The sequence below is a fragment of the Desmonostoc vinosum genome, from assembly GCF_059505385.1.
The window spans coordinates 1-21,458 of record NZ_JCACKM010000117.1 but is presented as its reverse complement, the minus strand read 5'-3'; the positions used below and the strand labels follow the sequence as shown (position 1 = coordinate 21,458).

Genomic DNA, 21,458 nt, shown 5'->3' with positions numbered 1-21,458 from the left:
ACTGAGCGAACTTGTGCTGAGCGTAGTCGAAGCAGTCGAAGTATTACGAATTACGTTAGCGCAGCGTTAGCGACGAAGGAGCGTCATTACGAATTACGAATTTCTTCAATTGGTGCGGGTGCTGCCATGTCGGAGGGTAAAAAAATACGAGCGCTAACTGCCACTAGAGCAAAGATAAATACTAATACTACAAGTAATGGGGCGATGTACTGACGAAAAATAGACATGTTTGTTTGAGGAATGGGGAATTAAGAGGACACGGGGACACGGGGACACGGGGACGCGGGGACACGGGGACGCGGGGACACGGGGACACTGGGACGCGGGGAATTTAAATGAAAATTTCTCCGCGTCCCCCTTACGGGTTCGCCAGTTGTCTGCGGAGGGAAACCCTCCCGCAACACTGGACTCACCGCGTCTCCCTCTCTCCGCGTCTTCTTCCTCTTTTCGCGTCTTCCCCCTCATCTGCTTTATTATCGGCGATCGCGTTCTAAGTCATCGAGTACTCTTTCACAATACCAATCCTCTGGCATTCCGGGATATTTCTCTTTTGCTTGTTCGATTAATCGCTCGGCGGCGGCAATATCACCAGATAATTTAGCGATCAGCCTATTTTTGAGATAGCTCTCGGATACTTCATTTTCGTCTATCTGACTTGGTGTTGCACTGTATGATGAGTGGGACTGTTCTCGCCGCAACTGCCAAAATAAAACGTAATAAAGTGTACCAAAAATTAAAATGAGGCTGAGTGTGCCAAAAAAAGTTAAGAGGTTAAATGTGAGATACCCCAGAACTAGTTGCGAGAGAACATAGCCAAGTAATAAGCCGGTGACTAAAAGAATGAACGTGCCAACAGTAATAACTACTTGACTTCCCATATATCCTCTTCTTGTTCGTCCAGTCCTGGTCTAGAGATTGCCACTGGTTGAGGGTTCCAGGGTGCAACAAAAGGTAAAAGTAGTAATCCAGGCAAGGCAGCCACTAGGGTGAGTAAGAAAAATGAACGCCACCCCGTAGCCTTAGCCCAAGTTCCTGCCGGAGCAGAAAGCACATCTCTACTAATGGCCATCAAGCTAGAGAATAGAGCAAACTGAGTAGTTGTAAAGCGATGGTTACAAAGATTCATTAAAAATGCTACTGTCGCTACTGTCACTAATCCGACACTAAAGTTTTCGATGTTGACTGCTAGGATTAATAACGAATAATTTTTGCCTGCGATCGCTAAGGCATAATAACCCAGGTTGCTGAGTAGTTGTAGGATGCCAAATATCCACAAACTACGATTGATGTGGATTTTGGTCATGATGACGCCGCCGGCTAATACGCCAATAGTCGTGGCGATAAAGCCAATGCCGGCTTGAATGGTGCCAATTTCAGTTTTGGTAAAGTCGATTTCTCGCAAAAACAGATTGGCTGTGATCCCCACCAAAGAATCACCCAACTTATAGAGGATGATAAAAATCAAAATTAAACCAGCTTGTGTCCATCCAAAGCGGTGAAAAAATTCTTTGGTTGGCAAGAAAACAGCTTCTTGCAAATTTTGAGGTGGACTATTCTCCCTATCTTCACCTAGTAGCTCATCAGGTAATAATAAAGATACGCCTATCCAAGCCAATATTAAACCCGTTAATAGCCAATAAAATATAGGTAGAGGGATAAAACCGATAAAAACGCCTCCTAGTAACCCAGCTACTAATGCAATAATAAACAGCAGAAAAACTACATCTTTAATAGATATGGGTGCAGAATCAGCGCGTCCTGTAAGTTCTGTTGGGGCCCATAAGGTAACAAATATACTTCCTGCCATCAAAGCAGCCATGAGTAAGTAGACCGCATTCCAAGGAATGTGGTCTGCTAAAACCAAAGCTAGGGAACTGGTGACGAATAAAGCTACGCGATAGCCGAGAACCCAAGCCGATGCGCCTGCTTCAGCTTCTAGAGGGGTAAGAACGTCGGTGCGATAGGCATCCCCGGCAATATCTTGAGTTGCACTGAGAAATGTGATGACTAGACAACTAACTACTAGTCCTAGCAGCACAGCATCGTTTTGGGCAGGTTGTTGCAATGCTAGAGTTGCGATCGCTAATGTTAATCCTAGTTGAGTTAGTGCTAGCCAGCCTCGCCTTGCTCCTAAAAATGGTGGTACAAATCTATCTAGTAACGGCGACCACAAAAATTTTAGGGAATAAGGTAAGGCCAGTAAACCAAATAAAGTAATTTTCCCGATATCAACCTTGGCGTCTTGCATCCACAACTGCAATGTTCTACTGGTCAAGAACAAGGGCAATCCAGATGCAAAGCCCAGCAGTAACAAAGCCCCCATTTTACGACTTTGGATGGCTTGTCGTAGTGCTTGAACTTCTCTCATCGTTTAAACATTCCTTAATCACCTCAGCGAATTGCAGTTATCTTGCCATAGCTGCTTTTTAATTTAGATGCCAACTTACCAAAACTTACTTGGCTGAAATATAAATTCAGGATGTTCCCTCTAAATAGACTTGATGCCCTCTAATTTCTACTCTATGGGCGGTTAGGCATTTTTCCCAACCTTCACGAGTCCCGATATCGCTTTTGGAATTGAGCAATCCTAACTGCTGTTCTTGTTGGGTGAGTTTAGCAAATTCTTGATAAAGTGGGTAGTTATTGGTAACAAACGTTTCTTTACGGTGCAAAATTGGGGGATTAGCTCTACTTGCGTAGTCTCGGTGAGTGATCAATAAGGTTTTTAAGTCAATAGTTATACTTGCTTTTAATGCTGGATGGGGGTCAGTATCGAATTCTGGATAGAATAGGTAGGATATTTGCGGTTTATCAGTGTGATATTTGATCAATGTGGCACCATCTACACGTCCAATGGTACGACTAGCACAGCCTTCATAAATTCGCAGTAGGGGATCGAGTGCTGCTAATGCCGTAACATGGACGTAAAGGGCTGTGCGTGTATGTTTACCAATTTTGCTTTTTTCGCAAGCGGTTTGAATAATTCCTGGTTTACCTAAGCTAAAAAGTTTTTGATCGGCAACTTGACAAGCTTCTTCATAATTACCGAAAAAGGCTTTGATGTCGTGACGTATTTCTGGTGCTAGTTTTTGCCATGCGGGGCGTTGATCAAAGTGGGTGAGAGCAAGGTAAACTTGAATATCTAATGAACGACGATAGGCGATCGCATCCCATTCGACTTCATCGGTAGCTTGCAAAACTACGGCAAAGGCCCGGCGAAAGTTACCAAATTCGCTAAGTAATTCTTGTTCATTGGCTAGTTCACCTTTTACAGGCAGTCTGCCACGTTTGGTAAAAAAGGCCATCAATGGTTCGAGTTGTTGTTGATAGTCTTCAAACCGTTTGGTGGGGATGCGGATTCGTGGGGTGGAAGTGCGAGAAAAGAAGCGGATAGCTTTGTAGTTTTCTTTTTCGGCTTCATCACGAAAAACAAAGTAAACTCCTAGTGCCACTGGCACCGCATCTACATTTAAGACTTCATCAATGTAAGTTTTGAGTTCTTCTTGTTGGTAATATTTCTGGAAGGTATTACGGCGAGTGACGATACCGTCGTTATAAGCTAGTTGAGTTTTGCTAGGAGCGTTAATTAGTATTTGAGCTGCGACAATTAAGACTTGACGTGTGAGTTCCCAGGCTTTGATTAGGCTTTGACGGCGTTCTTGGGTGTCTTCGATGACGTTGAGAACGTAACCTAAATTGACGACATCAGCAGGGATGATTGATGTATCAGGGTAGTAGTAAGGATCCCAACCTGCACTGGTGTAGCCTAAGTTGGCTACTCGTTGCACATCACCGCCATAGCCACAACCGTAGTCAAAAAAAGTGGTGTCTTGATGCAGGATTGCCGATTCTATCGCCAATTTTACAGGACGAGAGATGTCAGTGCGAGCGATCGCAGCTCTGTGACGCTCGATTTCTAGCGTTTCGGACATAAGGATAATTCGTAATGACGCTCGAGGACTCGCTCTAAGCTAAGCTATGCCGCAGGCTTTACGCTGCGAAGCGCGTAATTCGTAATTCGTAATTTTTGAGTACATCCTATTTTTTCGCCTATTACCTTATAAGGAAAATGCCGAAAACCCTTGACAAACAGCAACGTAGTTGCGTTTTTCGGACTTCAGGCGAGGGATGAAGGCGCTTAGGGGGCGTTTAGGCCTGAGTCAATATATAGTACAATTGAACTCAACAGGAACGGTAATTAACCTGTATAAAAACCTAGCTGCCTCACGGCAATCTGCACCTTGACAATTGAAGATATGGCGTTCTATTCCATAGTTCTAGTTCCTTCCCAGGAATAGGTAAAATCTTCATAGGAACTAGACAATCAGAATTTAAATCAAACAAATTTTGGAATATCCAACTACCGAGGGGCACTCGGAAAGTCAACGCTTGGGAGCCAGTGCGTTGGGCGGCTTTGCCGACTTGAAGCAAATGGCGTGGAGAGAACCACCTCTTTTTTAGATACCGCAAGGGGTTTAATCTAAGTGGACTCGTTGAACCAAGAATCCCTGTGGCTTTAGCCCAGGGAGTGTCAAATCCTTTCAATCTTTAATCGCTAGTGCAATTAAATCTTCAATTTTCTTGATATTTGGATCGCCTGCTAAGTAACCAATGCCGCGATGTAGGTGTAGGCGAAATTGGGTGGCGAGGGTTTCTTTATCGGTGGGGTAGCCGTCATTATGACAGCGTTGCTTGAGCGCGAGGAGGAGAATATCGGACATTTCACCGCCGAAGATGCGCCAAATCATTTCGACGTTGCTGTCTTGAGGAATGGGTACGGGGGAGGGTGGTGTTGGTTCTGCTAGGGAACGGCAAAATGCCCAACGACAGAGGATGTTCCATTGGTCGATTTTGGTGTTGCGTTTGAGTTTAAGGAGTTGGTCTTTGGCTGTTTGGGATAGTTTAATTCTTTCGATTGGGGATTCCATGGTTCAAGGATAATTGAGATAGTTTTCACTTATAAACCTAAACAGTAGCGAACCGTAGTTTCAACTTCAAGCATCTTGGAGTCAGAAATATTGCCAGTTGCGTCAGCAGGAAAGCGATTTGGATCTAAAGAACGAATCTGAAAACATAAAAATACTGTTTCTATTAACAATCCAGTATCACTTGGAGATAATCGTATATTAGTTGGATAATCACGCTTAATATTTGTTCCTTTCGTGCCTACAACTACAGTCACAACCAAAGGTAATTGGTTGATAGCATCTATAGATAAAACTAAAACTGGTCGTGTTCCGGCTTGTTCTCGTCCCTGTGCTGGATTAAGATTAACAAAATAAATTTGTCTTCTTTCAATACTCACAATCTTTCTAAACCATCCATTTCTGTAATACTAAATTCATGATTGATAGAGACAATTTCTGATTGTATTTCTAAATCAATAGCCATTGTAGCTAGTTGTTCATTCATATATTCAACATTAGTAAAATTATTTGATATTTGCTTCTTCTCTTCCATTTGTCTTGTGATACGTTCTAAGAGCCATTCTAGTTCTTCTATTGACAGAGTACGTAGATCGCGCTCTATTTTTTGTAAATGTGGTGATATCATAATTACCTATCTACTTTCCAACGGTCGTTAGATATATTGTAAATACTTAAGCTTAAACAAATTGCGTAGACGCGCAGCAGTGAGGCAGTCGCAGTCCTGGCGGTTTCCGTCGGTTGTGAACTGCCGAACCCGAAGGGCTTGTCATTAGACATCGCTAACTAAACTATATCTATTACCAAAAATACTGATTTTCTATCACTGTTGTTTGGCGGGTAGAGGAGTCGTATTTGAGGAGGTATTCGCGGGCGATCGCTTCATTCTTTCGCAGTGTTTCTACTTCTTTTTTACCGATTTCGGTGTCGGTGGAAAGTAAGATTACTTGATGGCTAGCGGATGGAAAGTAACGTTCAACTAAGTTGCTGCGGTGGGAGGAGTCGAGTCTGCCTAGTGGCGTGTCAATGGCTACTGGAAGGCGGTGTCCAGAGACTCTGGCTAAACCCCAGAGGAAAGCGATCGCTAGTAGTTGTTTTTCGCCAGCCGAGAGACGATGTTTAGGGACAAGTTGACCATTTAAGTCATAAAGTGAGAGGCTAAAGGTGTTGGTGTCGATAACAACACGATGCACTAAGTCAGATTTGTGCAGCAAGTAGCGAAAGCATTCCGTAACTTCAATTTCTAGTTTATTTAGTTTTCTGAGGGTTAATTTTTCGCGGAAAACTTTTAATGTATCTTGAACTTTAGCAGCAGCCGCAATAATATGTTCGTAATTTTTACGGTCAAGATTTTCATCAGTATATTTTTGTAAGTTCTTTTTGATATTTGTAATCTCAATATTCAATTCATCACAGTGGCGTTTGGCGACTTCGCTAGCAGCCTTGATTTTAGTCACTTTATCTTGTGCTGTTTCTAGAGCATCAACTAATTGTTTATAAGCTTCAGGTTCAGCCGCCGTTTGGATTTGTCTGTCCAGCGTAATTATTTCTTCTTCTTTAGTTTTCAGAATTTTTAATTGCTGCTTAGTAATATTTTTAAAATTTTGTAGATAGTAGAAAATATTACCCAATTGACTCAAAGTTTCCGCATCAGCTAATAACCAAGATTCTTCCGCTTGCAGAAAACTTGCTCGCAATGTTTCTTCATCTTGCTCTAAAAATACTTTGATTTTTTCTACTTGTTCATCTGAAATTCCAACTTGATTAATCCAACTAAGTAAACGTTTATCTCGCTCAAATAATAAATCACTGGCTACTTGTGCCTGTTGAATGCGAAACTCTGTTTCTCCCTGTCGTTGTGCTTGGGTAAGTAGATTTTCAATCAAAGCTAGGGGTAAAATATCCGCTGCTAATTCACACATTCCCTGACGTGCTTGTTCTACCTCAGCATTTTTTTGCTTTTGCTGTAATCCTAGTTGATTCCGTTCAGCCGCAATTTTACCACCTTCAGAAACGAATTTATCAAACTTTTCTTGCTTTTCTTTTTCGGACTTTTGTAACTCTATTTTTAATTTTTCTTGTTGATTATTAGTTATTTCATATTCATTTTGTTGCTGTTTGAGTTTCTCTTCAATTTCCTCTAAATCTGCTAAATCTTTAGTATCGGCAAGTTCTTTACGTTTGCGATTAGCTAAAATCTCTATATCAATCGCCAAACGTTCCGCCAACTCTAAACCTAAAAGTCCGCGAATAGCGTCTACCACAACTACTGGAGGTTCATCTTGGTCTGCTAGTTCTTTAACCTGTTCACCATCAAAGAGAAATAAATTAGAAATTCCTAAAGGAAGGAGATTTTCAATATAATCGTCCCAAGTATTAATTAAAGCATCATCACGCCAATCATCATCTTTTTCATAAATACCTAAATTATCTTTACCTTCTTTAGGATTTCTTGTCCAACTGCGGATAATTCGATATTTTACTGGTTTACTATCTTGGATGTGTTCAAATAACAATTCAATCTGGGTTTTCTCATGTGCAGGAGTTTGGCTATTAACACATTGACTAAGAAAATCAGGATAACTTAAATTGCCGCGAGTAGAACATTGAGCGCGATGTCCATAAAGTGCAAGACGAATGGCATCCATTAAGGTTGTTTTCCCACCGCCATTCATCCCACCTAAGAGGATAATCGGACAAGAATTTTCTTCATCAATTTTTGGATCAAGGTTGATAATTTGACGACCGCTATATGGGCCAAAGTATTGTAGAACAAGTTCAAGAAATATCATTAATTTTATTTCGGTTTTTTATAATATTAGGCGAATATAATTCGCAGCTATACAGGCAAAGTCCGCCTTCGCGGACTGTTAACACAATTTATTGGCTAGGTGAAAGCGAATTATATTCGCCAGGTTTTCGTAGGGTGTGCATTGCTCACCCTACCACATTTTTCATGAGTTGAATTATGGTCAATTTGTCAGAATATAGCGAGTTAAAATACTCATCACTTCGCCAGGGTTAGAACTAGGTAATAGAGGACTCCATTCATTAACTTGAGCAAAACCGAGTTTGTAGAGAGTCAGAATTGTACTGTTGACACCTGTTTTAGAACCAAAAATCACCACTTTTACAGGTTCTCTGTTTGGTGTTGTTTCAGTAGGAGTGGTGGGGGAAACAGACAGCGTAGGAGTTGGAAAAATATCTGTTAGAAAGCTTGTAGCCATTGGAATTTACCCATTTGCTAGTAAGATGTGGTGTTACCTATCGGTAACTTCACTATCTTACACCCTTTGTTACCGATGGGTAACATTTACTTGGTTATGAGCCTTTGACACAATCAAAGGCATGGGAAAAGCAGGAAAAGCATTGAAACGGGTGTTGGAAACTTATGGTATTAGTCAAAATCACTTAGCAGTGACAATGGGAACAGGAAGACCAAACATTCACCGCTGGGTGAATGAAATTAGAGATCCTGTTGCTGATACAGTGCTAGAGATTCGCGATGCGCTGAAAAAAATTAATCCAGTGGCGGCGCAAGAGTTTATCAAACTGTACTTGGAGGACTCTACAGAGAACGACGAACAACTCTAGTACATCACAGTGTTATAAAACAGTGTCTATGCGCGAAACAAAAAAAGATTTATGCAACAGGTCTAGGAATTACGAATTACGAATTACGAATTACTATTTTGAAATTTTATGCTTCCCCAAGATGACTGTTTACCACTTTCACTATCACCTTCATCCACAGCATCCCCCAAAGTTAGCTGCTTGACCTTTTCAACATCGCCTTTATCAATAGCTGTTTTCAAATCTCGCTTTAAGTGAGCATTTTTAATAGCTTCCTCTTGAGAACGCGAACTTGTGCTAAAGCATTTCTCTAGGGTGTCGTATATTCCCACGCGACGAGTCATTTTGCGGTACTGGCGTTCCGTATCTAATAGCTTTGCCATGAGTTCTAAATGCATAGCATCGCCTTCGCAGATTTCTTCTAGTACAGTCCATTCATCGCTACCGAGTAGACTATAGCCAGCACCGGGGCGGGGGTCTTGGAATTCTTCTTTTGTCACTTCTTGATAAATGCGAGGTAAACTGTCATCAAACTCATGTTTTTCTTCGAGCCAAATACGCCGAATTTCGCTTAGTTCTTCTAGAGTTATTAGAGTAATGTCGCGCATATTTTCTGGCGCTGTTTGACGGATTTGTGTTTGGGCTTCTAAGACTCGTCTTAACAAATGTTCCCGCCAAGATTTGATATATGGGCCTGGTATTGGTTCAATAGAAATTTCTCCTTCTAAATTGCGTTCAAATAGTTGAACTTCTCCCCAAATGCGGCGAAAGTCTCTTTTGTCGCGATCATCTCTGATATCTAATTTATTACGTATGTCGAGTAGAGGTTGCATCCATTCTTTCTCTTCGTCATTTTGGATCATCGCCTCCATCGATTTATCTTGATTGACTAGTGTGCAAACCCAGCAACCAAATCGGGAATCACCACAACTAGGAGTAGAAGTATCAACAACCAAGGGGCATTCATTATCTGCTGTTGCACCTCGATACATATTAAATAATTCTTTATTACTTCTTCCCCAAGCATTTTCATACTGGTTAAGGTAAATCCAAACTTCATTGTTACTCCAATCTTCAATGGGTGTATAAATTAGAGAGTTAGGTAAACTCGCATTAGGGCTGAGGCGATCGCGCACTCTACGAATTTGATGTTTTTCCATCGTGGCAGCACGTTTTGCGCTCTCAGCTTTGCGAGTACCTAAAACAAGAATTGTTTCCCCATTTGCTCGAACCATTTCACGAATGAAGTAGTTAGCGGGATTAATTTTCAAGCGCTGGGTACACCAACGAAATTGGTTGCGTGGGGCTGGGTAGCCTTTGCCAATCAGGTTTACCCAAAATGTGTCTTTAACTATAGGTTGAAGTAGATGGGGTTTAACAGGCATTCCTTGTTCTTCAGCCGCATACTTTAGCTGTTCCAAAGATTTACGTACCCAAGTAGACACAATAGGATTTTCTACCAGAGTATTAGTCGTAATTACATGGATTGTTTTAGTTCGTTTTTCTTTAGGCAGAGTGGCGATCGCATTCCAGACTAGCTGTAATGTTGCAGTAGAATCTTTTCCCCACGAAACTCCTAATACCCAAGGGATTTGATCTGAGCAGTATAACTCTTGGATTTCTTTGGTAAGATTCTCTATGTCTTCTACTAACTCTGCAACTGTACGTGCTTGCTGACTTTTATTATATGGCTGTTTTGCTGTAGCCATTTTTCCTTATCCTATCTAGACATGGGTTTAAGTTGCCCTTGTAATCTTAACTGCAAAGGGAACCTTTGTATTGTAAAGGGTATAATTTTTAAAAACTTGGTTATACTAACTAAATTTTATAGAAAATTAATTTGTGTCAAATTCTTCAGTTTTCAAAAACCATTATGAAAGATAGTGCATCTGACGCAACGACTGACATCGCTAAAGAATATCTGGAACGGGAAACTAAGGATAAACAGGTACTGGCCTTGCTGCTAGAGAAGTTTCTGGGAAAAAAGGATCAGATTCTTGTTCAAAAAACAGAGATGGGCGGTACTGAGGCTTATGTTGGTTCTGTCACCTTGGAATGGTTTGCAGGTCGTGTTCACTTTGCCTCTGGTTTACCGTTGCTTCAGAAAAAGTACAACCCACAAACCGATAACGTCGAAATTGACGCAGATAGCATCGATGAAATTCAGCAGCGTCCTCTTGACTGGTCACGTCAAGCTGCTTTGGTACAGTATTTAGCTGCTAGGAAGAACCATAAATTTCCCGCTGTGCTTGTAGTTATTAATCAAGCGTGGGTAGATAATCTCAAAGCTGCTGAGTGGGACAGTGAAGGCATAGCTTTAAAATCTACGACAGATTTCACGCCTCTAGATAAAGACGGTAAAGTTGGTTTACTCAATATTTCTGAAGAAGATGTGACCATTTATGCATTGGACGGTCAACATCGGTTGATGGGCGTACAGGGACTCATGGAATTGCTCAAAACTGGTAAACTCCAACGTTATAAAAAAGATAAAACTGCTGATGATTCTGTCATTACTATTAATGAGTTGACAAATCAATATCAAATAGATTCTGCTGAGTTGCAAAGCTTGCCAAAGGAAAGAATTGGTATTGAGTTCATTTGTGCAGTTGGGGCGGGAGAAACCCGTACTGAGGCTAGGCGGCGGGTAAGGTCTATTTTTGTGCATGTCAACTTGATGGCTGCACCCTTGACTAAAGGCCAGTTAGCACAACTGAATGAAGACGACGGTTTTTCGATTGTTGCCAGAAAAATCGCGGTTACGCATCCACTTTTAGAACAACAGCACAACCGTAACCCTCGCGTTAATTGGAATAGTGCGACGGTGGCAAGTAATTCTACTGTTTTAACAACGTTGCAAGCTTTACAAGATATGTCGGAACGATATTTGAGGCAAAGGTTCCCTCACTGGAAACCCTCTGATAAAGGTTTAATTCCTATGCGACCAGAAGATGACGAACTTGAGCAAGGAATTGAGGAATTTAGACAGCTATTTGATTATTTAGCTAGTTTTCCTAGTTATAAACTGCTTGAAGATGAGGATACACCTGCTTTGCGACGCTTCAGCTTTGAAAAGGAAGGCGGTGAAGGAAATATGCTGTTTCGTCCTGTTGGTCAAGTAGCACTAGCTCAAGCTTTGGGAATTTTGGTTTTCAAAAAAGGTTTTTCGCTAGCAGATATCTTTAAGAAACTGCGGAAGTTCGACCAACAAGGCGGCTTTAGCGGCATGGAGTATCCTCAATCTCTCTGGTATGGGGTTTTGTATGACCCAAATAAAAAGCGGGTGCAGGTTGCTGGACGAGAACTGGCGGCGAAGTTACTAATTTACATTTTAGGTGGAATTCAGGATCAAATGGAACGTGCTGAACTTCGTAAGGCTTTAGCTAATGCTAGAACTGTAGAAAATAAAACAATTAGTTTTGATGGTAAGTTTGTTGAACCGAAAGCTGTAGGGCTTCCACTTATTCTGTAACTGCTAATTATTGCATCCCCCTAGGATAAAATATTATGCTACCCTGATACTTAATGTATAAAGGGAGTCTACTCCGTGGCATGGTTACATGACAATAATTCTGTGCAACAGCTAAGTGAAAACGTTGTTTTGTATGATTTAGCACAAATGCGTGGAAATAGCGCTGTTTTAAACCGCATCCCTAATAATATCAGTGGTGTATATGCTTGGTATCGTCGTTTTGAGATTGATCATAATGCAATAAATGATCCTGAAACCTTTGTTAACTATATTCTTAAAGAACTTTGTAAGGAGCATTCGGCTCCCAGAGAAACAAAACTTCCTCCAGCACATAGGATAAAACTTCAACCTGAGACTTCATTTTCTAAAGAGAGGTTACTGACAGAGTTAGCTGCCGATTCATGTTTTCGTCAACTGCTTTTTATGCTCCTGAACAATTCCCTAATATTTCAGCAGCCACTATATATAGGAAAAGCAACTAACTTATACTATCGAATTCGTAGCCATCTTAGTGAAGGTAGCATTCTACGCGAAAGACTAGCATCTGCTGGGCATAGAATTAATCGATGCAGGCTTCTAATCATTCACACTTCATATAGCGATTCAAGCATTTACCCAACTGGTTTCAATGAAACCGATGAATTGGAGAATCAAGTTGATGAATACTCTGAATGCTCTGAACTTGCTTCAGACAAACTAATTGAAGATATATTATCTAGGTTATTTCTTCCATCATTTACTCTTAGGTACGGTTAACACAAAATGCTTATATTCTCAAACAATGAAGGAAAAGCAAGATTCAATAAACCTCTATATGGGTTAACTGGAATATACACATTATCAGAGGGAATAGCACTTCCCTACTTCCTTTCGTTGATGGAAATTAACCGTGCTATTGATGAGCTTAAGATTGCTGAACAAATTCCCGCTTCACTTGATACTAAATGGTCTTTAAAAGAACTTTTCCAAAGAGAAATTGATGAAAAGAGAGTGGAAAATGAGATTGTTAAAGGCTACCTTTTAGATCCGAAGAAGCTTAAGTTTTTCAATGCAATTACTATTGTATTGATGCCGAAGGGAGCAGATGGCAAAATCCAGGATGATTTCGATGATTCTACAAATATCGATCCTCCTCCTATTCCTTGGGATGGTACTGATCCTGATGATGGACAATGGAATAACCCACAAACAAAGGTTGCAAACTTTGGTGGTGTTCAATTCGTTTCTTATGGACTCTCTGCTCGACTTCGGTGGGATGAAGATCGAGTATTGGCAGTAGCAGTAGATGGACAACACCGTCTTTGGGCACTCCGAACTTTTCGTGAAGATCAAAAGTTTCGGGGTGGAACTCTCCGTACAGTGGAACAACAAACTAAAATTCCAGTCTTGTTCGTTTTACTTCATCCTGGTAGTGGTTTTCAGAATGTTCAGAGCGAAGCAGACTATTCCATTCGCGGAATTGCTCGTGAATTATTTACTGATTTGAATAAAAATGCTAAGACAGTGGATAAGGCTAGAGAGCTAATCCTGGATGATAAGAGTCTTAGCGCCCAATGTGTCAGAACATTACTGACTAAAAGTACAGCTCAAGATGCGAGAGATAGACTGCCTTTATCTCTCATACGCTGGCAGGAAAATTTAAACCGATTTGATAGTTCATACTACTTAAATTCACTAGTTCATTTAGATTTGTTAGTTTCGGCGATATTGGATCTAAAACCACCACGCGATCCAATGGAAAAGAAGTATGTTTTCGATTTCATCGACAGCATTGACTCTGCACTTGGCATCAATGATGGGGAAATTCATTATGAAGGGCGTTCTCTTAAAGAATATTATATAGAAGATTATTGTGATGAAGATGGAGAACCTGTTACACCATTTACAAGAATACCAGAGAATTATCTCAATTCGGCAATAGAAGGTTTTAAAGTAAATTTTCGTCCCTGGATGCTTAAACTTTTACTAGATTTTAAACCATACCGTGAATTACTCGGATATGCACGAGAGCATGATTTAATTGAGGGAACTTTTGGTAAGTTTCAAGCTCAAACCAGTAAACATAAAGGGATCATTAGGGAGCAAGAGATTGCTAGAGATAGTGATTGGAACAAACGGGAAATACTAGCTCATCAAGATTATATTGCTAGTATTAAAGACAATCAGTGGGCTTTTAAGGCTATATTCCAGAAGGCTATGATTCGTTTAGGGAAAATAGTAGAATTTGACTATAAAGATAAAGGTACAAACTTAGGTAATATAAATGATGTTCTGAAATTCTTAGATAGGTTATATGATAAAAATATTCTTAGAGTTGATGCTCCCTTGCCAGATTACTCATTGCGTCTATGGACATTTGTAGCTACAAACCCTGGAAACGAAAAAATCAAGGTCAACAAAGCAGTAGAAGATAGAATATTTTCCTTATTATCCTTGTGGTACTTCGGCTCTCAAAAAATGGAAATCGATACTGCCAATGGTTATCAAATTTTGTCGAGACGAAAGCTACTAAACTTCTTTGGCGCAGATATAAACAAAGCTCAATGGCCTGGTTGTACTGATGCTCATAAAATATTATACAAAGGTTTTGATAATGTTACCTTTTATGGTAGAGAACATGAAAAAATAAATAATAAGCAAAAAGAAGAAATGGTTCGTGATAGATTCTCTGCTTTGCTTGCTGCTGGTTTACCAGAATTACATAATCAACCTTCCGTTTCTATACACTTGGAAGAAGATGAACTTGATTCGGAATAATGATAAATACAAATACACAGTATTATTAAAGTGTCAAATAAACTGAAGTAAAATTAAGAAAGGAATTTGCTGAGATCAAATTCCTCCACTTCTGCGTAATCTTGAAATCTTTCAGAACTAAGAATTAATAGTAGTCTCTCCGAATAGTCTACTGCTCCCCGTAGTTCATTTTGCAGAATTTCTAGTCCGCCATTTGCATACTCTTCAAAAATATGAATCCGTTGTTCGTCAGCTATATCAGCATCACTAAGAATCTTAATATCTTCTGTTTCGGTAATAGCTAATAAATTAATTAATAGAGCAAAGCTGTTAGAAAAATAATCCTGCCGCAGTGGTGATAAATCTTTAGCAGTTACTTCCAAAGGAACGCGCTTTTTATGTTTAACACCTAACGCTGCTGCAAACACCATCACTTCTACATAGGTTTGAAAAGGCCCTGTTGTGTCCTTTGATGCTACTAGCTCTTTCACTAACTCAGCCTTATCTTTGGCAACCCTGATTCTGTTTGCAGCCATGATCTCAATATCTACTTTGTTGCCATTTTAACCGAAAGCGAAAAGCGATCGCACTCTCTAAATTGCTAAAAACTGATACTTATTCGGAGTGACTGACAGAATCAGCGAGGATATACTAGCTTTACGATAAGTTTACTTTTGTGTATATTTACACAGTCAATTCAAATCATTAAAGATAACTTGCGTAATTTCTCGTAATCAATATCAGAGTTGAATGTATGAGTGAAAATGAAAAGCAAGGTAATTTTTGGAGTACTTTACCTGGAATCATTACGGCAGCAACTGGTATAATCACAGCCATAGGTGGATTGATTGCCAGTCTTCACACAGCTGGTCTTTTTTCTAGTCAAAATACTCAGGCTTCATCTGCAAATCCACCACAGGCTCAAACTAATACTTCTAGTTGTACTCAACAGACAAGTAGTGGAAATTTTGAAGTAAAAGCTTACAATCAAAATGGTTGTAAATTTAAGGTTTTAAATAATAAAAACAAAATAAAAGTACACTTTCATGCTAATGGGCAATGGGCTGTGGGAAAAGCAAACAATGGATATGAAGATGTCACAGCCGAAGGTTATACAAGAGAAATTGATGAATCTACGAAAAAGCAGTTAAAGTGTCCAGATCAGATATTAGGAGCATTAATATACATACGCAAAGGAAAATGCTACCACGCTGGTGAAAATATGGTTTTACCCTTGGAAGCAGACGAAGAAATTGATTTTTATATTAATGATCATGCTGAGGGTTATGATGATAATCGAGGTATTCTTAAAGTTAACTGGGATATAGTTAACTAAATGGGAATGGGGAAAGATATGTTTTTATGCCCTTGTTGTATTGCTTTTACATAAGAGGATATTTTAAAAGTTTTAGGCGATAGAATTCGCTCCTACACAAAGCTTAGTCTGCCTCCGCAGACTAACATAAAATCAAAGCTATTAAACCCACGGAGGTGGGTTTTGTCTGCGTAGCTGTGATTTCTAATCGCCAGAGCTTACCAATCACGTTCAACTTCGAGAATTTCACTATACTCAAACTCGTTGGGGCTTTGTTTTACCAAAGGATATCTTTCTCTATCTAACTCAATATAATCCTGTTCACAATCTGGTTTAGAGGAATAGTAGGTAAGCACATATTCTCTACCAATTCTATCTATCATTTCTTCTTCTACTTCACCTCGCCATTGAGTTTTAGTTACCAGCACTATCAACTGATTTGCTAATTTGGGAATTGTCTTAGCTATTCGCCGCCGATAAATTTCATCCAAGCTACCGAAAGGCGAGTCCATAATAATTGGGAAGGTGCTACTATCTGGTAGCATCAGCATTTTTCGTTTTTCACTCCATTCTCTAACTCTGTCAACGATGCTGGCAATAAATGATAAGCTGAGGATTTGATTTTCACCTGTGGAAGCTGCAACGGATGCTTCTATACCTGCTGTATTTTCTACTAAGGTGAGTTCATATTTTTCGCTAATTTTAGGAATGTATGGAGTAAAGGAAATTTCGGTGAAGATTTCTTGTACTCGTTTCTCTAATTGCAGACGAAATTGCTTTTCTTGGCGATTTTTGACTTCTGTTAACCGTTCAATTGCATCTTGAGTAGCGCTAATTCTTCGTTGTGCCAATACTTGCTTTTCTTCATTTAGTTTTTGCTTGGCTATTTGTTTACTCAAGGTATCGAGTTCAGCTTTGAGATGAGAGATTTGCTGTTGATTTGCACCCTGTTCTCTATTTAATTCATCGATTTTACTTTCAATCTCATCGAAGCGTTTTTGTAAACTGCTAATTTCTTCATTAGCATCTTTTCGCAATCTTTCTTGAATGTTATCTAATTCGCTTTCTGTTTGAGAGATTGTCTGCCGTAACTGATTAATTCTTGCTTGCTCTTTGTCAATCTCTTCCCAAAATGCCGTTGCTTGTTTATCAATTTCATCTACTTGAGTGCTGATCCTAATTGCAGTTTCTTCTACTACTGATGAACCTGCTCTATCTAACCAGGTTTTTACATGTTCATGAGAATGACTGCCTTGGTGTAGTTCTGTACCACAAATGCAGCGGTTAGATTTAATTAATTCATCAACAAATTCTCGTGAAATTCCCGGATTTAACTCTCCTTTCTCTTTTAGGTTAGTGATAATTGCTCGAAATTGTGCTGTGGTTTCCGACAGCAATACGGTGTATCCCCGCGCCGAGATAACTTTTTTTAGTTCTTCTCTAGTTTGTCTGAGGTTTTCTTGATTTGATTTTTTGAGATTTTCTAATTCTTGCCTTCTTTCTTGTAATTCTTTGGCTGCACTCAGTTCTCGTAATCTTTGACTTGTTTCTTTTTTAAAAGTTTGTTGATATTCTAGTTCTTGTTTGATTTCACTTTGTCGCTGATTGATTCTGGCAATCTCTTGATCTATTTTTTCTTGCTGTCGTAGCAACTGTTTGATTTCTGAGTCGCCAATGGCTTTTAATTCGTTTTCTAAAGTTTTCTTCGTTTCACCTAGATGTTTAATGGAACGATTGATGACTTCTACGCCTAAGAGCATTTTAGTAGCTTCGGCAATTTCTGCTTTCTTGTCGGAACGCACAATTTGTTCGATGCGCTCTCCATCAAAGAAAAAATATTGATGCAAACTACCCGGTAAAATTTGATTAATTATATCCTCTGGTTGTTGCGGTGGGAAGTACCATTTACCGTCATCACCACCTACCCACATGGTTAATTGGGTTTTGCTGGCTTCAAAATCGCTTTCGTTTTTATAAACCTTACAAGAGCGCTTTACTCGGTAGCGTTTACTATCATGTTCCCATGCTACTTCTACCCAACATTCTATAGCTTGTCTTTTTTGAGCTTCTGCGATCGCTCGTTTATTTACTAACTGTTCTGTTGACGCAAATGCTGCACTAAATTTCTCATATAATACCCAAGTGAATGCATTTAGTAAACTGGTTTTTCCCGCCCCGTTATTGCCATGAATAATCGTTGTGTTTTGAGCATCCCCGCCCGCTAGGACGATTTCTGGTGTTGTGCCATAAAATGAGCGAAAGTTGCACAGCTTAATTGAAGTCAGTTTCATCGTACTGCTTCCTTCACAATTAACAAAATATCATCGTTGATTGGGCTGTTACTTCTCTTATCCAGCCTACTTTTTTCCAGTTGCCATACCCGTTCAATAATTTGCCGCACTTCTGGTGAAGCACTAGTAATTGGCTCCTGCACATCATCGATATTTAGTTCTTGCGACATCTTGGTTTTTAAATAGATTTTTTCTCTATCTTAACCTTCTTCACAGTTGGAATAACACCTGCATATCACTGTTATGCTTATCTTTATTTATCGTCAACTGTAACTTTAAATTGTCAAATCTTTTTGGAAAAATTGCTTTATTTTTACAATATTTCCTGATATTATAATTGCATAAGTTATTTTTTTAATCATGGGGTGTTTGCGCCTTTAAAAATTTTGCAACTATCCTCATTATGATTAAGATTACTTAATTATTTCATACAATCGGCCCTACTGCTAGAATATCAATAAAAAATTTACAAAAATCCTCCCATTACTCTCCGCGTCTCTGCGCGGCAGTCGCTACAACGGGGGGAATCCCGACGCGAGTTGTTCATGGGGGAAACCCCCAAGACCACACTCGCTCCGCAACGCGCTGCCTTGCCTCTGCGTGAAAATATTTCCCCTATCAAACATCCAACAACCCATACCGCTTTTGTAAAGCTAATAACTTCATCCTCGCTTCCCCAGCATTATCAGCTAAATCGGCAAATTCCACAAAGCGCCGCAATTCTTTTCTTAACAGATTGCGTTCAACCTCTATAGTTTCCCGATCCAAATCTGGTGGTAAAACAATCATGTCAAATATAGTCGCCCTTTCCTTACCTGGGTGAGGGCGTAAAACTCGTCCTCGCCGTTGGATAAACTGACGGGGATTACCAGAACTTGATAAAATCACCGCAGTTTGAATTGCAGGAATATCAACACCTTCATCTAAACAACGAATTGCCACCAAACCTTGCAATTCACCACTCTCAAATTGACGGCGTAAAGTTTCCCGTTCTGCTAGAGAAGTTTGCGCCGTATAAGTACTTACCTTATACCCCAATTCCACCCCAAGAATTTTGGCAACAGCTTTGAGTTGACGTAACGATGAACGCCCTCCAACTTCTTGTGAACCATCACTACAATAGAAAAGTGTATGAGTGGTTTCACGTCGAGTCACCATAACTTTTCGCAAAGCATTTAATTTATTTTCAGCTGTACCAATTAATCTGGCACGTTGCATTAACAAAGGCTTTAAATCTTCATTGTCTTCAAAGTATCCCGATTCGCCATTTTTTTGTTCTCGAAATAACAGCGATCGCCCGATCTTTTTTGTTAACTTTAAATAAGCAATACTTTCAGCTTCAGTTAATTCCACCAGAACCGGATAATACAAATAATGTACCAAAGCACCTTGAGCGATCGCATCCCTTAAAGTGAACTCTGGTTGCAGAACTTGGCCGAAATAACCAAATAGAGATTGAGTGCCATCGTCATCAAAATACCTTTGGGGCGTAGCAGACAAAGCCAGTCGCAACCCCACGCCGCGTGGTAAGCTTTCCTCTAATTTGGGTGCCCCTAAGTTGTGGGCTTCATCGCCAATAATTAAAGTCTTGGCAGGAAAATACTTGAGTTGCGACTGAAAGCCATCGCCAATTAATGTGGAATTGGTGGTAATTACCGTGACAAACCTTTGAGAATCAGAATGCAGATTGTAAATTTGAGTAGAAAGTTGACTTTGCCAGGTATATAAATTCTCAAAAGCTAAAATCGGCTGTAAATTAAACTTTTGACATTCTCGTGCCCATTGAGTGACAAGATGACGGTAAGGACAGACTACCAACAAGACTTGCAAGTTAATCTGTTGGTATAATTCACAAGCGATCGCTAATGCTGTAATTGTCTTACCACTACCAGTCGCCATTTTTAGCGTTCCTCTACCGTTGTTAGCAAACCAGCTAGTGATAGCTTGTCGCTGATACTGACGCAATTGCAGAGATAGAGGCATTCTTGGGCAGCCTGGTAATGGTTGCCGAGTTTGATAACTACCCTTACCTTCCCTGACAAATGGGATCTTCAGTCTGAAAGTAGGCAGTTGCTGCACTGGATTTGATGTCAGGTACATAAATCAACAACGGTAGTGATGAACCCTAAAATTTACATATCATGTCCGCTTGAAGACTTATGATATGGACTGACACGGAGACGGAAAGACGCGGGGACGCAAAGACATTTGAATAATCAGCGATTAGCTGCACATGACATCAACACTCAAGAATTATTCTCTTCCCCATTCCCCAGTACCCCCATTCCTCAGTTATAACCACGCCAAACACCAACTAGAGAACCTTGCACCTGTACTTGCATGGCGTTGACTTCAATGGGATTATACTTGGGGTTGGCAGGCTTGAGGGTGACGCGATCGCCGCTGCGATAAAAACGTTTTAATGTAGTACCATAGCCATCAACTCTGGCTGCAACAATCGTGCCATTCTTGAGATAATCTGGTTCTGGTACTGGAAGTAAGAAAACCAAATCTCCATCGGCAATTAAATCCTCAATCATACTGTCGCCAGCTACCCGCAAGGCGTAGGTTTGGGGAGGTAGTGAGAAATTAGAAAAGTCTAAATGATCTACAGCATCATTAAAAGGTTCAATTAAACCACCAGCAGCAATTGCCCCTAAAATTGGTACACCTTGCTTCACAGGACGTAAAATCCGAATAGTCCGCGCTTTCCCCTCACTCCATTCTATATATCCCTTAGTCCGTAAATGTTCTAACCGACTTTGAATTGGTGCAGGTGATTTTAAGTTCATCGCTTGCATCATTTGCCGAATAGAAGGCGAATGCTGATGCATTCTGATATATTCTGCTAACCATTCGTAAAGTTCTTGTTGTGCTTCTGTTAAACGTTCCATATATTTGCCGGGAAGTAATTACAAATGTCCCTAGAACATTAGTACTACAAAAAACTTCCCATAACAAGATATAAATTAAAAAAATGAAGAGAAAAAGTTAAAACTTAAAAAGTGGGAATGGGAATTGGGAATTGGGAATTTTATGCTTTTTTACGTATCTCAGTACATAGATAGAGGTTTTGTTTAATTATTCTCTAAATTCCTAGTCCCCAGTCCCCAGTCCCCAGTCCCCAGTCCCCAGTCCCCAGTCCC

At 40.0% G+C, this 21,458-nt stretch carries 20 protein-coding genes; 5 read left to right on the top strand and 15 right to left on the bottom strand.

Annotated features, from left to right (window positions below):
• Positions 1-86: 86 nt before the first annotated feature.
• The 9 genes from AC5JMF_RS18505 to AC5JMF_RS18465 all read right to left on the bottom strand — a co-directional run bounded on the left by AC5JMF_RS18505 (position 87) and on the right by AC5JMF_RS18465 (position 8,152).
• Positions 87-227, bottom strand: a complete 141-nt coding sequence (locus AC5JMF_RS18505; protein ID WP_495797187.1) for a DUF8624 family small hydrophobic protein — start codon at positions 225-227, stop codon at positions 87-89.
• A 246-nt stretch (positions 228-473) separates the two neighbouring features.
• Complete coding sequence (locus AC5JMF_RS18500) at positions 474-878, bottom strand: ABC transporter permease (protein ID WP_495797186.1); 405 nt, start codon at positions 876-878, stop codon at positions 474-476.
• Complete coding sequence (locus tag AC5JMF_RS18495) at positions 863-2,368, bottom strand: AmpG family muropeptide MFS transporter (RefSeq protein WP_495797185.1); 1,506 nt, start codon at positions 2,366-2,368, stop codon at positions 863-865. The genes AC5JMF_RS18500 and AC5JMF_RS18495 overlap by 16 nt, the downstream gene beginning before the upstream one ends.
• 106 nt (positions 2,369-2,474) lie before the next feature.
• Complete coding sequence (locus AC5JMF_RS18490) at positions 2,475-3,932, bottom strand: DNA phosphorothioation-associated putative methyltransferase (protein ID WP_495797184.1); 1,458 nt, start codon at positions 3,930-3,932, stop codon at positions 2,475-2,477.
• Between the two features lie 609 nt (positions 3,933-4,541).
• The gene (dndE, locus tag AC5JMF_RS18485) at positions 4,542-4,928 is read right to left on the bottom strand and encodes a DNA sulfur modification protein DndE (RefSeq protein ID WP_495797183.1); all 387 of its coding nucleotides are present in this window, start codon (positions 4,926-4,928) and stop codon (positions 4,542-4,544) included.
• A gap of 29 nt (positions 4,929-4,957) precedes the next feature.
• Entirely contained in the window at positions 4,958-5,305 is a 348-nt protein-coding gene (locus AC5JMF_RS18480; protein ID WP_495797182.1) for a type II toxin-antitoxin system PemK/MazF family toxin, read from the bottom strand.
• Entirely contained in the window at positions 5,302-5,553 is a 252-nt protein-coding gene (locus AC5JMF_RS18475) for a hypothetical protein (RefSeq protein WP_495797181.1), read from the bottom strand. The genes AC5JMF_RS18480 and AC5JMF_RS18475 overlap by 4 nt, the downstream gene beginning before the upstream one ends.
• Positions 5,554-5,725: 172 nt before the next feature.
• A complete protein-coding gene (gene dndD, locus AC5JMF_RS18470) occupies positions 5,726-7,717 on the bottom strand; it encodes a DNA sulfur modification protein DndD (RefSeq protein ID WP_495797180.1) in 1,992 nt (663 codons plus the stop codon).
• Positions 7,718-7,897: 180 nt separating this feature from the next.
• A complete protein-coding gene (locus AC5JMF_RS18465) occupies positions 7,898-8,152 on the bottom strand; it encodes a hypothetical protein (protein ID WP_495797179.1) in 255 nt (84 codons plus the stop codon).
• A 121-nt stretch (positions 8,153-8,273) separates the two neighbouring features.
• Between AC5JMF_RS18465 and AC5JMF_RS18460 the strand changes: the two genes are divergently transcribed.
• The gene (locus AC5JMF_RS18460) at positions 8,274-8,519 is read left to right on the top strand and encodes a helix-turn-helix domain-containing protein (protein WP_495797178.1); all 246 of its coding nucleotides are present in this window, start codon (positions 8,274-8,276) and stop codon (positions 8,517-8,519) included.
• An 83-nt stretch (positions 8,520-8,602) separates the two neighbouring features.
• On the opposite strand, the gene dndC is transcribed toward AC5JMF_RS18460, so the two are convergent.
• Positions 8,603-10,207, bottom strand: a complete 1,605-nt coding sequence (gene dndC, locus AC5JMF_RS18455) for a DNA phosphorothioation system sulfurtransferase DndC (protein ID WP_495797177.1) — start codon at positions 10,205-10,207, stop codon at positions 8,603-8,605.
• Between the two features lie 164 nt (positions 10,208-10,371).
• On the opposite strand from dndC, the gene AC5JMF_RS18450 reads away from it, so the two are divergent.
• The 3 genes from AC5JMF_RS18450 (at position 10,372) to AC5JMF_RS18440 (ending at position 14,727) form a co-directional block, all read left to right on the top strand.
• Complete coding sequence (locus tag AC5JMF_RS18450; RefSeq protein ID WP_495797176.1) at positions 10,372-11,970, top strand: DGQHR domain-containing protein; 1,599 nt, start codon at positions 10,372-10,374, stop codon at positions 11,968-11,970.
• 102 nt (positions 11,971-12,072) lie between these two features.
• The gene (locus AC5JMF_RS18445) at positions 12,073-12,726 is read left to right on the top strand and encodes a GIY-YIG nuclease family protein (RefSeq protein ID WP_495797175.1); all 654 of its coding nucleotides are present in this window, start codon (positions 12,073-12,075) and stop codon (positions 12,724-12,726) included.
• A gap of 6 nt (positions 12,727-12,732) precedes the next feature.
• Positions 12,733-14,727, top strand: coding sequence for a ParB N-terminal domain-containing protein (locus tag AC5JMF_RS18440; protein ID WP_495797174.1), 1,995 nt, complete (start codon positions 12,733-12,735; stop codon positions 14,725-14,727).
• A 53-nt stretch (positions 14,728-14,780) separates the two neighbouring features.
• Here AC5JMF_RS18440 and AC5JMF_RS18435 read toward each other — a convergent pair whose 3' ends face one another.
• Positions 14,781-15,242, bottom strand: a complete 462-nt coding sequence (locus AC5JMF_RS18435; RefSeq protein ID WP_495797173.1) for a DNA phosphorothioation-associated protein 4 — start codon at positions 15,240-15,242, stop codon at positions 14,781-14,783.
• A gap of 218 nt (positions 15,243-15,460) precedes the next feature.
• Between AC5JMF_RS18435 and AC5JMF_RS18430 the strand changes: the two genes are divergently transcribed.
• The gene (locus AC5JMF_RS18430) at positions 15,461-16,042 is read left to right on the top strand and encodes a hypothetical protein (RefSeq protein ID WP_495797172.1); all 582 of its coding nucleotides are present in this window, start codon (positions 15,461-15,463) and stop codon (positions 16,040-16,042) included.
• Between the two features lie 197 nt (positions 16,043-16,239).
• Here the strand turns inward: AC5JMF_RS18430 and AC5JMF_RS18425 are convergent, their stop codons facing one another.
• The 4 genes from AC5JMF_RS18425 to lexA all read right to left on the bottom strand — a co-directional run bounded on the left by AC5JMF_RS18425 (position 16,240) and on the right by lexA (position 21,206).
• A complete protein-coding gene (locus AC5JMF_RS18425; protein ID WP_495797171.1) occupies positions 16,240-18,312 on the bottom strand; it encodes an AAA family ATPase in 2,073 nt (690 codons plus the stop codon).
• Entirely contained in the window at positions 18,309-18,482 is a 174-nt protein-coding gene (locus tag AC5JMF_RS18420; protein WP_495797170.1) for a hypothetical protein, read from the bottom strand. The genes AC5JMF_RS18425 and AC5JMF_RS18420 overlap by 4 nt, the downstream gene beginning before the upstream one ends.
• A 448-nt stretch (positions 18,483-18,930) precedes the next feature.
• Positions 18,931-20,412 carry a DNA phosphorothioation system restriction enzyme gene (locus tag AC5JMF_RS18415; RefSeq protein ID WP_495797169.1) on the bottom strand — a complete coding sequence of 494 codons (1,482 nt, stop codon included), beginning with the start codon at positions 20,410-20,412 and terminating at the stop codon, positions 18,931-18,933.
• A gap of 188 nt (positions 20,413-20,600) precedes the next feature.
• Positions 20,601-21,206: a transcriptional repressor LexA gene (gene lexA / locus AC5JMF_RS18410; RefSeq protein ID WP_495797168.1), complete on the bottom strand. Its 606-nt coding sequence runs from the start codon at positions 21,204-21,206 to the stop codon at positions 20,601-20,603.
• Between the last annotated feature and the right edge of the window lie 252 nt (positions 21,207-21,458).

Bases quoted from the DNA above. Each gene is read 5' to 3' on its own strand.
- AC5JMF_RS18435 (WP_495797173.1), bottom strand. From the start codon at position 15,242: ATGGCTGCAAACAGAATCAGGGTTGCCAAAGATAAGGCTGAGTTAGTG.
- AC5JMF_RS18425 (WP_495797171.1), bottom strand. From the start codon at position 18,312: ATGAAACTGACTTCAATTAAGCTGTGCAACTTTCGCTCATTTTATGGC.
- AC5JMF_RS18460 (WP_495797178.1), top strand. From the start codon at position 8,274: ATGGGAAAAGCAGGAAAAGCATTGAAACGGGTGTTGGAAACTTATGGT.
- AC5JMF_RS18415 (WP_495797169.1), bottom strand. From the start codon at position 20,412: ATGTACCTGACATCAAATCCAGTGCAGCAACTGCCTACTTTCAGACTG.
- AC5JMF_RS18430 (WP_495797172.1), top strand. From the start codon at position 15,461: ATGAGTGAAAATGAAAAGCAAGGTAATTTTTGGAGTACTTTACCTGGA.
- AC5JMF_RS18450 (WP_495797176.1), top strand. From the start codon at position 10,372: ATGAAAGATAGTGCATCTGACGCAACGACTGACATCGCTAAAGAATAT.
- AC5JMF_RS18490 (WP_495797184.1), bottom strand. From the start codon at position 3,932: ATGTCCGAAACGCTAGAAATCGAGCGTCACAGAGCTGCGATCGCTCGC.
- AC5JMF_RS18420 (WP_495797170.1), bottom strand. From the start codon at position 18,482: ATGTCGCAAGAACTAAATATCGATGATGTGCAGGAGCCAATTACTAGT.
- AC5JMF_RS18500 (WP_495797186.1), bottom strand. From the start codon at position 878: ATGGGAAGTCAAGTAGTTATTACTGTTGGCACGTTCATTCTTTTAGTC.
- AC5JMF_RS18440 (WP_495797174.1), top strand. From the start codon at position 12,733: ATGCTTATATTCTCAAACAATGAAGGAAAAGCAAGATTCAATAAACCT.
- AC5JMF_RS18475 (WP_495797181.1), bottom strand. From the start codon at position 5,553: ATGATATCACCACATTTACAAAAAATAGAGCGCGATCTACGTACTCTG.
- AC5JMF_RS18505 (WP_495797187.1), bottom strand. From the start codon at position 227: ATGTCTATTTTTCGTCAGTACATCGCCCCATTACTTGTAGTATTAGTA.
- dndE (WP_495797183.1), bottom strand. From the start codon at position 4,928: ATGGAATCCCCAATCGAAAGAATTAAACTATCCCAAACAGCCAAAGAC.
- AC5JMF_RS18495 (WP_495797185.1), bottom strand. From the start codon at position 2,368: ATGAGAGAAGTTCAAGCACTACGACAAGCCATCCAAAGTCGTAAAATG.
- dndC (WP_495797177.1), bottom strand. From the start codon at position 10,207: ATGGCTACAGCAAAACAGCCATATAATAAAAGTCAGCAAGCACGTACA.
- lexA (WP_495797168.1), bottom strand. From the start codon at position 21,206: ATGGAACGTTTAACAGAAGCACAACAAGAACTTTACGAATGGTTAGCA.
- dndD (WP_495797180.1), bottom strand. From the start codon at position 7,717: ATGATATTTCTTGAACTTGTTCTACAATACTTTGGCCCATATAGCGGT.
- AC5JMF_RS18465 (WP_495797179.1), bottom strand. From the start codon at position 8,152: ATGGCTACAAGCTTTCTAACAGATATTTTTCCAACTCCTACGCTGTCT.